This is a genomic window from Sphingomonas phyllosphaerae 5.2 (assembly GCF_000419605.1).
GTDB lineage: Bacteria > Pseudomonadota > Alphaproteobacteria > Sphingomonadales > Sphingomonadaceae > Sphingomonas > Sphingomonas phyllosphaerae_B.
In genome coordinates, this window is record NZ_ATTI01000001.1 from 1,072,261 (window position 1) to 1,084,845 (window position 12,585).

Annotated in this window: 11 protein-coding genes; 6 read left to right on the forward strand and 5 right to left on the reverse strand. The window is 68.7% G+C overall.

What is annotated here, in order from left to right; genetic code table 11:
• Position 1: 1 nt before the first annotated feature.
• Genes SPHPHY_RS0104920 through SPHPHY_RS0104930 form a run of 3 tightly spaced genes read left to right on the forward strand, consistent with a single transcriptional unit; the run spans position 2 to position 4,028 of the window.
• A complete protein-coding gene (locus SPHPHY_RS0104920) occupies positions 2-1,468 on the forward strand; it encodes an NAD-dependent succinate-semialdehyde dehydrogenase (protein ID WP_022685589.1) in 1,467 nt (488 codons plus the stop codon).
• Entirely contained in the window at positions 1,462-3,579 is a 2,118-nt protein-coding gene (locus tag SPHPHY_RS0104925; protein ID WP_022685590.1) for a PQQ-binding-like beta-propeller repeat protein, read from the forward strand. The genes SPHPHY_RS0104920 and SPHPHY_RS0104925 overlap by 7 nt, the downstream gene beginning before the upstream one ends.
• 2 nt (positions 3,580-3,581) lie before the next feature.
• The gene (locus tag SPHPHY_RS0104930; protein WP_043130591.1) at positions 3,582-4,028 is read left to right on the forward strand and encodes a c-type cytochrome; all 447 of its coding nucleotides are present in this window, start codon (positions 3,582-3,584) and stop codon (positions 4,026-4,028) included.
• A gap of 362 nt (positions 4,029-4,390) precedes the next feature.
• On the opposite strand, the gene SPHPHY_RS0104935 is transcribed toward SPHPHY_RS0104930, so the two are convergent.
• Both SPHPHY_RS0104935 and SPHPHY_RS0104940 read right to left on the reverse strand, forming a co-directional pair.
• Entirely contained in the window at positions 4,391-5,167 is a 777-nt protein-coding gene (locus SPHPHY_RS0104935) for an enoyl-CoA hydratase (RefSeq protein ID WP_022685592.1), read from the reverse strand.
• A complete protein-coding gene (locus SPHPHY_RS0104940; protein ID WP_022685593.1) occupies positions 5,164-6,351 on the reverse strand; it encodes a CaiB/BaiF CoA transferase family protein in 1,188 nt (395 codons plus the stop codon). Before SPHPHY_RS0104940 ends, SPHPHY_RS0104935 begins: the two co-directional genes overlap by 4 nt.
• A 156-nt stretch (positions 6,352-6,507) precedes the next feature.
• Between SPHPHY_RS0104940 and SPHPHY_RS0104945 the strand changes: the two genes are divergently transcribed.
• On the forward strand, positions 6,508-8,430 hold the full coding sequence (locus SPHPHY_RS0104945) for a PQQ-binding-like beta-propeller repeat protein (protein ID WP_022685594.1): 1,923 nt from the start codon (positions 6,508-6,510) through the stop codon (positions 8,428-8,430).
• A gap of 11 nt (positions 8,431-8,441) precedes the next feature.
• Positions 8,442-8,759 (forward strand): hypothetical protein, encoded by a 318-nt coding sequence (locus SPHPHY_RS19365; RefSeq protein ID WP_022685595.1) that lies wholly within the window; start codon positions 8,442-8,444, stop codon positions 8,757-8,759.
• Positions 8,760-8,786: 27 nt separating this feature from the next.
• Here the strand turns inward: SPHPHY_RS19365 and SPHPHY_RS0104955 are convergent, their stop codons facing one another.
• From SPHPHY_RS0104955 to SPHPHY_RS19370, 3 genes are read right to left on the reverse strand one after another with little or no spacing between them, the layout of a single operon-like run.
• The gene (locus SPHPHY_RS0104955; RefSeq protein ID WP_231370356.1) at positions 8,787-9,785 is read right to left on the reverse strand and encodes an SMP-30/gluconolactonase/LRE family protein; all 999 of its coding nucleotides are present in this window, start codon (positions 9,783-9,785) and stop codon (positions 8,787-8,789) included.
• Positions 9,786-9,787: 2 nt separating this feature from the next.
• Complete coding sequence (locus SPHPHY_RS0104960) at positions 9,788-10,207, reverse strand: hypothetical protein (protein ID WP_022685597.1); 420 nt, start codon at positions 10,205-10,207, stop codon at positions 9,788-9,790.
• 17 nt (positions 10,208-10,224) lie between these two features.
• On the reverse strand, positions 10,225-11,121 hold the full coding sequence (locus tag SPHPHY_RS19370) for a cupin domain-containing protein (protein WP_043129940.1): 897 nt from the start codon (positions 11,119-11,121) through the stop codon (positions 10,225-10,227).
• A 121-nt stretch (positions 11,122-11,242) separates the two neighbouring features.
• On the opposite strand from SPHPHY_RS19370, the gene SPHPHY_RS19375 reads away from it, so the two are divergent.
• Positions 11,243-12,562 (forward strand): MFS transporter, encoded by a 1,320-nt coding sequence (locus SPHPHY_RS19375; RefSeq protein WP_051148381.1) that lies wholly within the window; start codon positions 11,243-11,245, stop codon positions 12,560-12,562.
• Positions 12,563-12,585: the final 23 nt, after the last annotated feature.

A 12,585-nucleotide genomic window follows, 5' to 3' on the forward strand; every position in this document is an offset into this window, starting at 1 on the left:
GATGACCAGCTATTCCCCGCCCGGCGACGGTCCCTTCGCCATCCCCACCGGCCTGCTGATCGGCGCGCAGTGGACCGCCGCGGCGAGCGGCGCGACCATCGCGGTCGACAATCCCGCCACCGGCGCGGTCCTGACCCATGTGGCGGACGGTGACGCCGCCGCGGGGATCGCCGCCGTCGACGCCGCCGCCGCCGCCGCCGCCGCGTGGGCCGCGACACCGCCGCGCAAGCGCGCGGAGGTGCTGCTCGCCTGTTTCCACGCGATGATGGCCGAGCACGAGTGGCTCGCGCAGCTCATCTCGCTGGAGAACGGCAAGGCGCTGCCCGACGCGCGCGGCGAGGTCGCCTATGCCGCGGAGTTCTTCCGCTGGTATGCCGAGGAGGCGGTGCGGATTCCGGGCGAACTGGCCGGTTCGCCGGCGGGCGGCAACCGCATCATGGTGCAATATCAGCCGATCGGCGTCGCGCTGTTGATCACGCCGTGGAATTTCCCGGCGGCGATGGCGACCCGCAAGATCGCGCCGGCGCTGGCGGCAGGCTGTACGTGCATCCTGAAGCCGGCAAGCGAAACACCGCTCACCGCGCTCGCGATCGCCGAGATCATGCGTCGTGCCGGCGTGCCCGCCGGCGTGGTCAACGTCGTCACCACCAGCACGCCGGGTCCGGTGTGCAGCGCGATCCTCCACGACCCGCGCGTGCGCAAGCTGTCGTTCACCGGTTCGACGCAGGTCGGGCGCGTGCTGCTGCGCGAGGCGGCGGACCAGGTGATCAGCTCGTCGATGGAGCTGGGCGGCAATGCGCCGTTCGTCGTCTTCGACGATGCCGATCTCGACGCCGCGATCGACGGGGCGATGATCGCCAAGATGCGCAACGCCGGAGAGGCATGCACCGCCGCCAACCGCTTCTACGTCCAGCGCGGTATCCACGACGCCTTCGTCGCGCGGCTGGTCGAGCGGATGGGCGCGCTGACCGTGGGTGCGGGCACCGACCCGGCGACGCAGTGCGGTGCGATGATCAACCGCAAGGCGGTCGACAAGATCGAGCGGCTCGTCGCCGATGCGGTGGCGCTCGGTGCGGAGGTCAGGCTGGGCGGAAAGGCGCCGGCCGGCGAAGGCTATTTCTACCCGCCGTCGGTGATCGCGGGGGTGCAGCCCGGATCGGAGATCCTGCGCGAGGAGGTGTTCGGCCCGGTCGCCGCAGTGGTCGCGTTCGACACCGCGGACGAGGCGGTCGCGCTTGCCAACGATACCGAGTACGGGCTCGCCGCCTACGTCTATTCGACCGATCTCGGCCGTGCGCTGGCGATCGCCGAGCGGATCGAGTGCGGGATGGTCGCGGTCAATCGTGGACTCGTCTCGGACGCCGCGGCACCGTTCGGCGGCATGAAGCAGAGCGGGCTGGGACGCGAGGGATCGCACCACGGCCTGATCGAATATTGCGAGGCCAAGTATATCGCGGTGACATGGTGAGCGCGCCCGGCCTTACCCGGCGCCACCTGCTGGGTGGCAGTGCCGCCGCGGCGCTGATCTTCGCGATCGACCGCGCGGCGCTGGCGATGCCCGCGCCGGCGCAGGACGCAGACGCGCCGGCGCCGGATACCGAGTGGCGCAGCTACGCCGCCGACAAGGCCAACACGCGCTACTCGCCACTGGACGAGATCAACGCCGATAATTTCAACGACCTGGAGGTCGCCTGGAGCGTCAAGACCGACGTGTTCGGCGCCCGCAAGGAATATCAGTTCGAACCGACGCCGTTGTTGGTGAAGGGCCGGCTGTTCCTGCCGGCGGGATCGCGCCGCGACTGCATCGCGCTCGATGCCGGCACGGGCGAGCTACTGTGGATGCACCGGGTGGACGAAGGGCAGCGCGCGCTCAATTCGCCGCGTCAGCTTTCGGGGCATGGCGTGTCCTACTGGACGGACGGCACGATCGAGCGCGTCCTCTACGTCACAATCGGCTATCAGCTCGTGTCGCTGGATGCCGCGACCGGTATCCCAGATCCGGCGTTCGGCAACAACGGCATCGTCGACCTCAAGAAGGATTTCGACCAGGAGCTGGACGTGGAGACCGCCGATGTCGGCCTGCACGCCACCCCGATGGTGGCGCGCGATACGGTGGTCGTCGGCGCGGCGCATACTGCGGGCGATGTGCCGGCGCTCCGCAAGAACGTGAAGGGCTATGTCCGCGGGTTCGACGTGCGCACCGGCAAGCGCAAGTGGATCTTCCACACGATCCCACGCAAGGGCGAGTACGGCTACGACAGCTGGCTCAAGGGCGACGCCGACGAAGCCGGCAACGCGGGCGTGTGGGCCGAAATGTCGGCCGACGAGGAGCTGGGACTGGTCTATGTCCCGGTCGAGCTGCCGACCGGTGACGAGATGGGCATGTTCCGCCGCGGCAACGCGCTGTTCGGCGAATCGCTGGTGGCGCTCGATCTGGAGACCGGCCAGCGCCGCTGGCATTACCAGCTGGTCCATCACGGACTGTGGGACCGCGACATCCCCTGTGCGCCGATCCTGTGCGACATTCCGGTCGGCGGCCGCACCGTCAAGGCGCTGGCGCAACCGACGAAGCAGGCGTTCCTCTACGTGCTCGACCGCGAGACGGGCAAGCCGATCTGGCCGATCGTCGAGCGCAAGGTGGAGCGCGGCGACGTCCCGGGCGAATGGTACAGCCCGACGCAGCCGTTCCCGAGCAAACCGCCGGCCTATGACGTGCAAGGCGTGACGACCGACGACCTGATCGACTTCACGCCCGAATTGCGCGCGAAGGCGATCGAGTTCGTCAAAGCCTATAAGATCGGCCCGCTCTACACCCCGCCGGTGGTGAGCAAGCCAGGGCGGTGGGGAACGATCACCAACCCCGGTATCCAGGGCGGCACCAACTGGCCCGGCGGCTGCTACGATCCCGAGACGCACATCGTCTATGTCTATTCCAAGACGCAGCCGTCGTTGATCGGAATCGTCCCCAACACCGACAAGTCGGTCTCCGAATTTCCGCAGGTTCACGGCGTCGCCGGGTCGGAGGCCAGAGCGATGCCGGCGATGGGCGCCTCGCGACCGGGTATGCGCAACATGGAAGGTCCGCCCGCCGCGCCACCGCCGGGCGGTGCACCCGGCGGCGCGAAGGGACCTCCGCCGGGCTTCCTGGCGATCGACGGCCTGCCGCTGCTGAAGCCGCCTTACGGGCGGATCACGGCGATCGACCTGAGCAAGGGCGACCTCGCCTGGCAGGTGGCGCACGGCGAGACGCCGGACAACATCCGCAATCATCCGCAGTTGAAGGGAAAGAAAATCCCGCGGACCGGCCGCGCCGGCAATCTCGGCCCGCTGGTGACCAAGACGCTGGTGATCTGCGGCGAGGCGGGTTTCTACACCAACGAATACGGTATCCGCGGCGCGATGCTGCGTGCCTATGACAAGGGCACCGGCGAGGAGAAGGGTGCGGTCTACATGACCGCGCCACAGAGCGGATCGCCGATGACCTATCGATTGAAGGGGCGCCAATACATCGTGGTGGCGACCGGCGGCGGCAACGCCAGCGCGGAACTGGTCGCCTATCGACTTCCGGGAGCAGCATGATGATGGACGGTATGATCAGGCACGGCCTGTGGATCTTCGGCGCCGCGGCACTCGCGCTCGGCGGCGCGGTGGTGGTGCGCGCGCAGACGAGCGAGCGCAGCGTGTGGAGCGGCGTCTATACCGCGGAGCAGGCCGAGCGCGGCAAGGTGGCCTATGCCGAGAATTGCGCGGCGTGCCACGGCGATACGCTGGCCGGCATCGATGTGGCGCCGGCGCTGGTCGGCGGCGGGTTCCTGAACAACTGGAACAACACGTCGGCGGGCGACCTGTTCTCGCGCATCAAGACGACGATGCCGCTCAGCGCGCCCGGCAGCCTGAGCGGGCGCACCGTGGCGGATATCGAAGCCTATGTATTCCAGGCCAACGCCTTCCCCGCGGGCACGCTGCCGTTGCCGCCGAGCCAGCCGATGGCGGCCGGCATCAAGATCGTGCCGAAGCCGGCGGGGTAAGCGACGCTATCGACCTTCACCCCGAGCCGTTCCGCTTTGCGCAGGGGAGGCTTGATCCGGAGTCCCTTCCTGACGTCGACGGGAGCGGGACCGCGGATCAAGTCCGGGGTGACGGGAGGCCTCGGCGATAATCGCGTGGCGTCCGGCGTGGCACCGGCCGTGCGGCGGGTGATGCGTCCGTAGTCCGAGGACCTGTCATTGCGAGCATAGCGAGGCAATCCGGGGCGTTCTGGTCCGGCACTGGATTGCTTCGCTGCGCCCGCAATGACGAACATACGCTTCTACCTGACGCCTGACGCCTGACGGCCGGCACCGGGCGCTCTACGCCGGGTGCGCGGGTGCCGCGCCGAACGGCGCGTGGCTCACTCGCCCGACCAGTCCGGCACCTGCCTGGTCCTGGCGAGGAAATCGGCCACCCCGCGGCGAAAGTCCGCGCTGCCGTAGACGCGGTCGATCAGCGGCTCGATGTCGGGCAGGCCGTCGAAGGTCATGCGCCGCAGCGTCTCCTTCGTGGCGCGCGTCGTCAGCGGCGCGTTCTCGGCTGCGCGCGCGCACAGCGCCGCCACCTCGGCGTCCAGCGCTTCTCGCTCGACGATCGCCAGCAGGAACCCGCTCGCGCGCAATTCCTCCGCGCCGATGATCTCGCCGAGCAGCACCATGCGCCGCGCCATCGCCGCGCCGATCGCCGCACCGATCCGCGCGACGCTTGCCGACGACAGGCAGTTGCCGATCGTACGGCCGATCGGCGAGCCGAACCGCGCGTCGGGCGTGGCCAGGCGGAAGTCGCACGCGGAACTTATGTTGAGCCCGCCGCCGACCGCCCAACCCTCGACGACTGCCACGGTGGCGCAGGGGATCGCGTCGATCGCCGCCATGCACGCGTCGATGTCGCGTTCATAGGCGACGCCCTGCGCGCCGGTGGTGAAGTCGGCGAACTTGGCGATGTCGGTGCCCGAGATGAACGCCTTCCCGCCGGTGCCGCGGAACGTGACGACGCGCACGGAGGTGTCGTCCGCCAGCTCGAGCGCAATGTCACGCAAGGCGTTCCACATCGCGCCGGTCAGGGCATTGTGCGCGGCCGGATTGTCGAAGCGGACGTGCGCTGCGGGCCCGTCGCGCGTGACGACCACGCCGCTCATGCCAGCGCCCCGGTGGCCGACGGCAGCAGCCCCCGCTCCACCAGTTCGCGGCGGATCTCCGCGTCATGCTCGTTCAGCAGCGGCGGCGGCAACCGCACCTCCTGCGGCGTGCCGCGCATCTTGACCGGGAAGCCGAGCGCCTTGAACTCGCCCTCGACCGGGTGCGGCACCTGCATCACCATCTCGCGCGCGACCGCCTGTTCGCTGACGACCGCCTCGCCGTAGTCGAGGATCGGTGCGGCCGGTACGCCGGCGGCGAGCAGCGCATCGATCCACTCCTGGCTGGTCCGCGTGAGGAAGGTGGGGGCGAGGTCGTCGATCAGCGACTGCCGGTTCGCGACCCGCGCCGCGTTGGTGGCGTAACGCGCGTCCTCCTGCAGTTCGGGACGCGCGACGACCTTCAGGAAGGTGAGCCACAATCCCTGATTCGCGGCACCGATCACGAACCAGTCGTCGGAGGCGCGTACCGCCTGATAGGGCGCGGACATTCGATTGGCCGAACCGATCGGGGCAGGGGCGTGGCCGGTGCCCCAATATTCGGTCGTCTCCCAGATCGACAGCCCGAGCGCCGCCTCGAGCAGCGAGGCGTCGATATACTGGCCGCGTCCCGAGGACTGCCGGCCGATCACTGCGCTGAGGATGCCGTAGACCGAGAAGAGGCCGGCGCCGAGATCGGCCACCGCGATCGAATTCTTCGCGGGCTCCATGCCGGGGAAGCCGTTCGAACTGAGCACGCCCGACATCGCCTGCGCGATCAGGTCGAAGCCGGGACGTTGCGCCCACGGACCGGTCTGGCCGAACCCCGAAATGCTGGCATAGATCAGCCGCGGATTGAGCGCGGCGAGCGTCTCGTAATCGATCCCGAGCCGCCCCGCGACACCGGGACGCGCATTCTCGACCACGATGTCGGCGGTCTTCACCAGCGCGTAGAGCACGGCGCGGTCCGCCTCGTCCTTGAGGTCCAGCGTAATGCTGCGTTTGTTGCGGTTGAGCGCCAGGAAGCCCGGACTGTCCTCCCCCTTGAGCCGGAACCCCATCGAGTGCCGCGTCGAATCGCCGGTGCGTGGCGGCTCGATCTTGATGACGTCCGCGCCCATGTCGCCCAGCAGCATGCAACAGAATGGCCCCGCCATCACCTGCGAGATATCAAGAACCCGCAGCCCCTTCAGCGGCAAGTCAGCCATTGGACTTCTCCTCTCCCTTGTTGCCGACCATGGTCAGGCCCGATCGACACGGATCATATTGTATAGGATCGTGCGGCTTGCTAGCACCGTTGAAATGACAGGACAACGTCGGGCTCACCTGGTGAGACTCGTCGTATGGAACCCAGGAGAGAAAACGTGGCCAGCAAGAACGGGCGCCGCTTGCGGCGTAGTGCGCATGCGACGACGATGCTGGCTGCATCGCTTCTGGCAGGGGCCGCCGCGCCGTTGCTGGCGCAGGGCAAGGGCGACTGGCAGGGCTATGGCCGCGACGAAAGCCACGCGCGCCACTCGCCGCTGACCGAGATCACGCCCGCCAACGTGACGCGGCTGCGGCAGGTCTGGAGCTATCACATGCGCCCCGCGGGCACGTCGGGCGAGACGATCCCGATGCCCGACAGCGTGCCGGCCAAGTTCCGGTCCGGCTTCTCCGCATCCGAGGCGACGCCGCTGGTGGTGAAGGGCGTGATGTACCTGGCGACGCCCTATCGCCGCGTCGTCGCGCTCGATGCCGCCACCGGCAAGGAGCGGTGGGTGTTCCAGTTGCCGGGCAACGACCAGCCGTCGACGCGCGGCGTCGCCTATTGGCCGGGCGGAAAGGGGGCGGGCGCGCGCATCGTCTTCGGCGGCCGCAGCGGCAAATTGTTCGCGCTCGATGCCGCCACCGGGCAGCCGGCGGCCGGCTTCGGCACGGCCGGCGTGGTCGATATGAAGACGCCGGAGGTGATGAACGGCACCCGCGGGCCGCTGGGCATGAGCAGCCCGCCGGCGATCTACCGCGACCTCATCATCACCGGCTCGCGCGTGCAGGAGATGCCCGTGAAGGGCGCGGCCGGCGACGTGCGCGGCTGGGACGCGCGCACCGGCAAGCTGGTGTGGACCTTCCATACGATCCCGCAGCCGGGCGAGCCGAATTTCGGCACGTGGGAGGGCGACAGCTGGCAGAAAAGATCGGGGGTCAACGTGTGGACCTTCGTGCTCGTCGACGACAAGCGCGGCATCGCCTACCTGCCGGTCGGCGCACCGACCTTCGATCGCTGGGGCGGCGACCGCAAGGGCAAGAACCTGTACGGCAACTCGATCGTCGCGGTGGAGGCGGCGACCGGCAAGTATCTGTGGCATTTCCAGACCGTCCACCACGACATCTGGGACGTCGACCTGCCGAGTGCGACGCTGATCGAGGTGCGGCGCGGCGGCCGGACGATCCCCGCGATTGCCCTGATGAACAAGACCGCGATGATGTTCATCCTCGACCGCGTCACCGGCAAGCCGCTCTACGACGTGCGCGAGGTGCCGGTGCCGACCGAAACCGATGTGCCGGGCGAGCAGCCGTGGCCGACCCAGCCGATGCCGGTCACGCCGCCGCCGCTCGCGCGGACCAGCTATGCGGCGAGCGATCTGGTCGACGGTCCGCCGGCCCATCGCGCGAAATGCGAGAAGCTGGTCGCCGATCTCTCCGTCGCACCAAGCAAGACGTTCCAGCCGCTGCGCGCCGATTCCGCGGTCAACTTCTTCCCGGGCAGCCTCGGCGGCGTGGATTGGGGCGGGGGCGCGTTCGACCCGCACACCGGCCTGTACGTGATCAACGTCAACAACCTCGCCAGCCCGCAGCAGCTGGCGCGCCAGCCCGACGGCACGTGGGGGATGAAGGCGGGCTATGCCTATTTCCTCGATCCGGAGAGCGGCCTGCCGTGCCAGAAGGGGCCGTGGGGCGAACTGGTCGCGGTGAACGTCGACAATGGCACGATCGCGTGGCGCAAGGTGCTGGGCAAGAACGACGATCCCGCCTTCGCCGACGCTGGCGTGATCAGCGCCGGTGGGCCGATCACCACGGCCAGCGGGCTGACCTTCATCGGTGCGACCCGCGATGCCACGATCCGCGCATTCGATACCCGTAGCGGCGCGCTGCTGTGGTCGTCGGCGCTGCCCGCCTCGAACTACGGCACCCCGATGACCTACCAGGCCGCCGACGGTCGCCAGATGCTCGCGACCGTGGCGACCGGCGGATTCGCCTTCCAACCCGCGACCAGCGACGAAGTGGTCGCTTTCGCCGTGCGCTGAGGATTACCGCCATGTTGCGTTTCAACTTACTCGCTCGCCTGGTCGCCTCCGCCGGGGCGCTGCTCGGCGCCGCGGCGATCACTGCACAGCAACCGGCCACACCAGTGCCGGGAGCGGGGCTCGACCTCATCAACGAACGATGCGGTTCCTGCCACACGACAAACCAGGTGTTCGCGGCCAACAAGACCGCGGCGGAGTGGCCGGGGCTGGTGCAGGCGATGATCGATCGCGGAGCGGAACTGTCGCCGGAAGAGCAGAAGGTGGTGAGCGACTATGTCGTCGCCCATGTCGCGAGCGACCGGAAGGATGCGGGCGGCGCCGGGCATTGAGCCCGGCGACCGCCACGTCGCGCGTCGTTACCGCGTGTAACGCGGCAGGATTCCGGCCACCGCGGTTCTCAGGCGGTACACGCTGGTCGATGCCGTGATGTAAAGCGTGTGCCCGTCGTCCGCGAAGGCGAGGTTGGCCGCGACCTCCGGCAGCACGATCCGGCCCAGCACCTTGCCCGCGGGAGAGATGATGCGGATTCCGCCCGGTCCGGTCGCCCAGACGTTCCCGCGACGATCGACCTTCAGCCCGTCCGCGCCACCCGGCCCGCCGGCCGGGAATCGGATAAGCACCCGCCGTGCCGACACGACACCGCCACGTCCGACGCGATAGGCATAGATCGTCCCCGGTGGCCCGTAGTCGGTGACGTACAAGGTGCGCCCGTCGGGAGAGAAGCCGATCCCGTTCGGAAGCTTCAGGTCCGTGATCACCGGGGTAAGGACACCGCGCGCATAGCGGAACACCGCGTTGAACGGCAGTTGCTTGGCGGGATCGCGGTCCATGCCGTTGAACAGCCCGAACGGTGGGTCCGTGAACCACAGCGCGCCGTCGGCGGCGTACGCAAGATCGTTGGGGCTGTTCAGCCGCTTCCCGCGATAGTCCGCGAGTAGTGGCATGACGCGTTGGTCGCGGCCGACACGCACGATCCGGCGCGCCCCCATCTGCGCCATCAACACGCTGCCGTCGCGGTCGGGGACAAGCCCGTTCGGCCCGATGCTCTTGCCGGGTGGCGGGTCCGTGAGCCCGCCGGCATTCGCGATCAGCTCCTGCACCCGCCCGGATGCGTCGACCGCGCGCAGCGTATCGCCGGTTACGTCGGAGAACCACAGGCGACCGTCATGCCACAGCGGTCCTTCGGTAAAGCCGAAGCCGGTGGCGACGCGTTCGATCGCGGCGCCCGGCGCGATCAGCGCGTCCAGTGCCGGGGTGAGCCGTTCGATGCGCGCCTCGCTCTGTTGTGCGGGCGCGGCGGCGTGAACGGCGAGCGGCGCGATCAGCGCCGCGGTCAGGAGGAAAGCACGCCGCATCGTCATACCGCGTCGGTCAGCAGGACGAGATAGTCGCGGTTGAGCACCGTGCGCTCGATCAGCGGCCAGTTACGCTGGTGCACGTCGGAGCGGATCCACTGCTGCCGCTGTTCCTCGCTTTCATAGGTAAGCTGGAAGCGGTAATTGACTCCGGCCGGCGGCGCGGGCTGACCCTGAATGACGGTGCGCAGCTTGAGCATCTTCAAATCCACGAAGCCACGCCCGCGAAAGCTTTGCGCGGCCGGGAGGAAATGACGATGGAAGGCGTCGAGCATTTCGTGCTCGCGCGCGGGATCGACCGCGAGATCGCAATAGAGCACGATCGGCTTGCGGGTCGCGGCAGTGGCGGCCTGCGCGGTGCCGCGCAGCGCCAAGCCGCTACCGGCGGCCGCGATCAGTTGCAGGAGCGAACGGCGTTGCATTCTTTATCCTTTCCAGTTCAGCGCGGGGGAAGCGTGGCGGCGTAGGCCGCCTTGGTGGCGAGATCGCGCGCGACCCCGATCACCATCAGTTCGAGCGGCGCATCGCCCGTGGCGCGCAGCGAACGGCGCACGCCGACCTCGACCGGCAGCGCATCTCCGGCGCGCAGCGACGCGCGTTCGCCAGCGACCGTCGCTTCGCCGGCGCCGGCGACGACGTAGATGATCTCGCTGATGCCGGCGGGAGCGGCACCCTCCTGCGCCGCGCCAGGCGACACCAGCACATGGTCGACGAACGTCCAGGGCGTGGTGAACACCTCCGGCCCGAGCAGTCGGCGCGATCGGACCGGTCCGTCAGAGGTGAGCCTGGCGCGGTCCAGCCGTATCGCGGCGAATTGCGGGATCGGATCGAGCGCGACGCCCTCGCGCGGATCGCCGAGATCGAGATTGTCGTAGCGCTTCGTCTGGCCGACGTTGATGTTCAGCCACTGCACCGGGCGGTCGGAGGCGTTGTACAGCGCATGCGCGTGCCCCATCCGGTCCGGCACCGCGGCGGGGCCGACGAGCGTGGCGGTCCGCCCGTCGACGGTGAACTGCGCCTCCCCGTCGAGGATGACGAACATCTCCTCGCATTGGTGGTGGAAGTGCTGACCGATCCCGCTGTGCGGTGCGATCACGCCGCGATGCACGAAGATAAGGTTGGTGGAGAGCGCATCGGATCCAAGCAGCGGAGCGAACGCCATCGTGCCGGCCCCGTCGTGCACCTTGGCGAGTTGCCGGTAGCGCGATGGATCGGTGTGCCCGATGCGTTCGGCCAGCGGCCGCGCCGCCTTGCTCGGTGGCGGCCCGGGCTGCTGCGCGACGGCGGCGTGGCCCAGCATCAGCAAGGCGGCGCCGCACGCACCTGGTCGTATCATCTGCTGTACCCTCTCACTGCCGTTCGCCCGTATTCTCCGGGCTTTACGCACGCTTACAACGCCTCTACACCGAATCATATAGGATATAATGCGGTCGAGCCGCTGGTCCGGGAGGGGTATGATGGCGGCCGACGCACGGCGAACGAATGTCCGGGTACGATTGGTCGCGATGCTGTTCGTGATCAGCGCGATCGCGTTTCTCGACCGCACGAACATCTCGGTCGCCGGCGTGCAGATGCGGCAGGAATATGCGATCGACCAGATCCATCTCGGCTGGATCTTCAGCGCTTTCCTGATCGGTTACGCCGCGTTCCAGGTGCCCGCCGGCTGGCTTGCGGCGCGCATCGGCCCTCGTCGCTTGCTGACCTTCGCGCTAATATGGTGGGGCGTGTTCAGCGTCGCGACCGCGTGGGTGCAACCCGGCGGCGCGCATGCGATCACGCTGCTGATCCTGGTCCGTTTCGGGCTCGGCATCGGCGAGGCGGCCGTCTACCCGTCGGGCAACCAGTTCGTCTCGCGCTGGGTGCCTTCGCAGGAGCGCGGACGCGCCAACGGGCTGATCTTCGCCGGCGTGGGTGCCGGTTCGGGGCTGACGCCGCCGCTGATCAGTGCGGTCATCGCATACGGCGGCTGGCGCGCCTCGTTCTACGTCTGCGCGGTGATCGGGCTGGTCGCGGCGGCGGTGTGGTACGCGGTGGCGCGCGACCGGCCGCAGGACCATCCGGCGGTGAACGCGGCCGAGCGCGCGCATATCGAGGCGGGATTGCCCGCGGTCGTAGCGACAGCGGCCGGGCCGATCCCGTGGCGCGCCATCCTGACAAGTCGGGCGGTGTGGGGCCTGTTCCTCAGCTACTTCGCCTTCGGCTATGTGATCTGGATCTTCTTCAGCTGGTTCTTCATCTATCTGACGGAGGCCCGCGGGCTCGACCTCAAGGCGAGCGCGCTGTTCGGCATGGCCCCGTTCCTGGCGATGACGGTCGGGTGTCTGGCAGGTGGCGTGATCAACGATGCGGTATCGCGCCGGCATGGCCTTTATTGGGGGCGCTCGGGACTGGCGATGATCTCCTTTGCGCTGACGGCGGTGTTTCTGCTGGTTGGCTCGCAGGTCGACAACGTGCCGCTGGCGGTGCTCACGCTCGCGTTGGGCGGCGGCGCGATCTACCTCTCGCAAAGCTCTTTCTGGTCGGTCACCGCCGATATCGCGGGACGCCACACAGGGGTTGTGTCGGGGTTGATGAACGTCGGCTGCCAGCTCGGCGGGGCGCTCACCGCGTCGCTGACCCCGTGGCTCGCCGCCCGCTACGGCTGGGCGGCGGCGTTCGGCACCGGCGCGGGGGTGGTGGTGCTCGGCATCGCGGCCTGGGCCGCCGTCGACCCGCGTCGCCTGATCGGTGCCGGGCGCGTGCCTGCGTCCGCGGCAGCCGTGGCGGTGACACAATGATTGCAGGGCACGGAAGGAAACGA

What these genes read in the sequence shown, in the direction of transcription:
- SPHPHY_RS0104920 (WP_022685589.1), top strand. Translation starts at nt 2, where the DNA reads ATGACCAGCTATTCCCCGCCCGGCGACGGTCCCTTCGCCATCCCCACC.
- SPHPHY_RS0104925 (WP_022685590.1), top strand. Translation starts at nt 1,462, where the DNA reads ATGGTGAGCGCGCCCGGCCTTACCCGGCGCCACCTGCTGGGTGGCAGT.
- SPHPHY_RS0104930 (WP_043130591.1), top strand. Translation starts at nt 3,582, where the DNA reads ATGGACGGTATGATCAGGCACGGCCTGTGGATCTTCGGCGCCGCGGCA.
- SPHPHY_RS0104935 (WP_022685592.1), bottom strand. Translation starts at nt 5,167, where the DNA reads ATGAGCGGCGTGGTCGTCACGCGCGACGGGCCCGCAGCGCACGTCCGC.
- SPHPHY_RS0104940 (WP_022685593.1), bottom strand. Translation starts at nt 6,351, where the DNA reads ATGGCTGACTTGCCGCTGAAGGGGCTGCGGGTTCTTGATATCTCGCAG.
- SPHPHY_RS19365 (WP_022685595.1), top strand. Translation starts at nt 8,442, where the DNA reads ATGTTGCGTTTCAACTTACTCGCTCGCCTGGTCGCCTCCGCCGGGGCG.
- SPHPHY_RS0104955 (WP_231370356.1), bottom strand. Translation starts at nt 9,785, where the DNA reads ATGCGGCGTGCTTTCCTCCTGACCGCGGCGCTGATCGCGCCGCTCGCC.
- SPHPHY_RS0104960 (WP_022685597.1), bottom strand. Translation starts at nt 10,207, where the DNA reads ATGCAACGCCGTTCGCTCCTGCAACTGATCGCGGCCGCCGGTAGCGGC.
- SPHPHY_RS19370 (WP_043129940.1), bottom strand. Translation starts at nt 11,121, where the DNA reads ATGATACGACCAGGTGCGTGCGGCGCCGCCTTGCTGATGCTGGGCCAC.
- SPHPHY_RS19375 (WP_051148381.1), top strand. Translation starts at nt 11,243, where the DNA reads ATGGCGGCCGACGCACGGCGAACGAATGTCCGGGTACGATTGGTCGCG.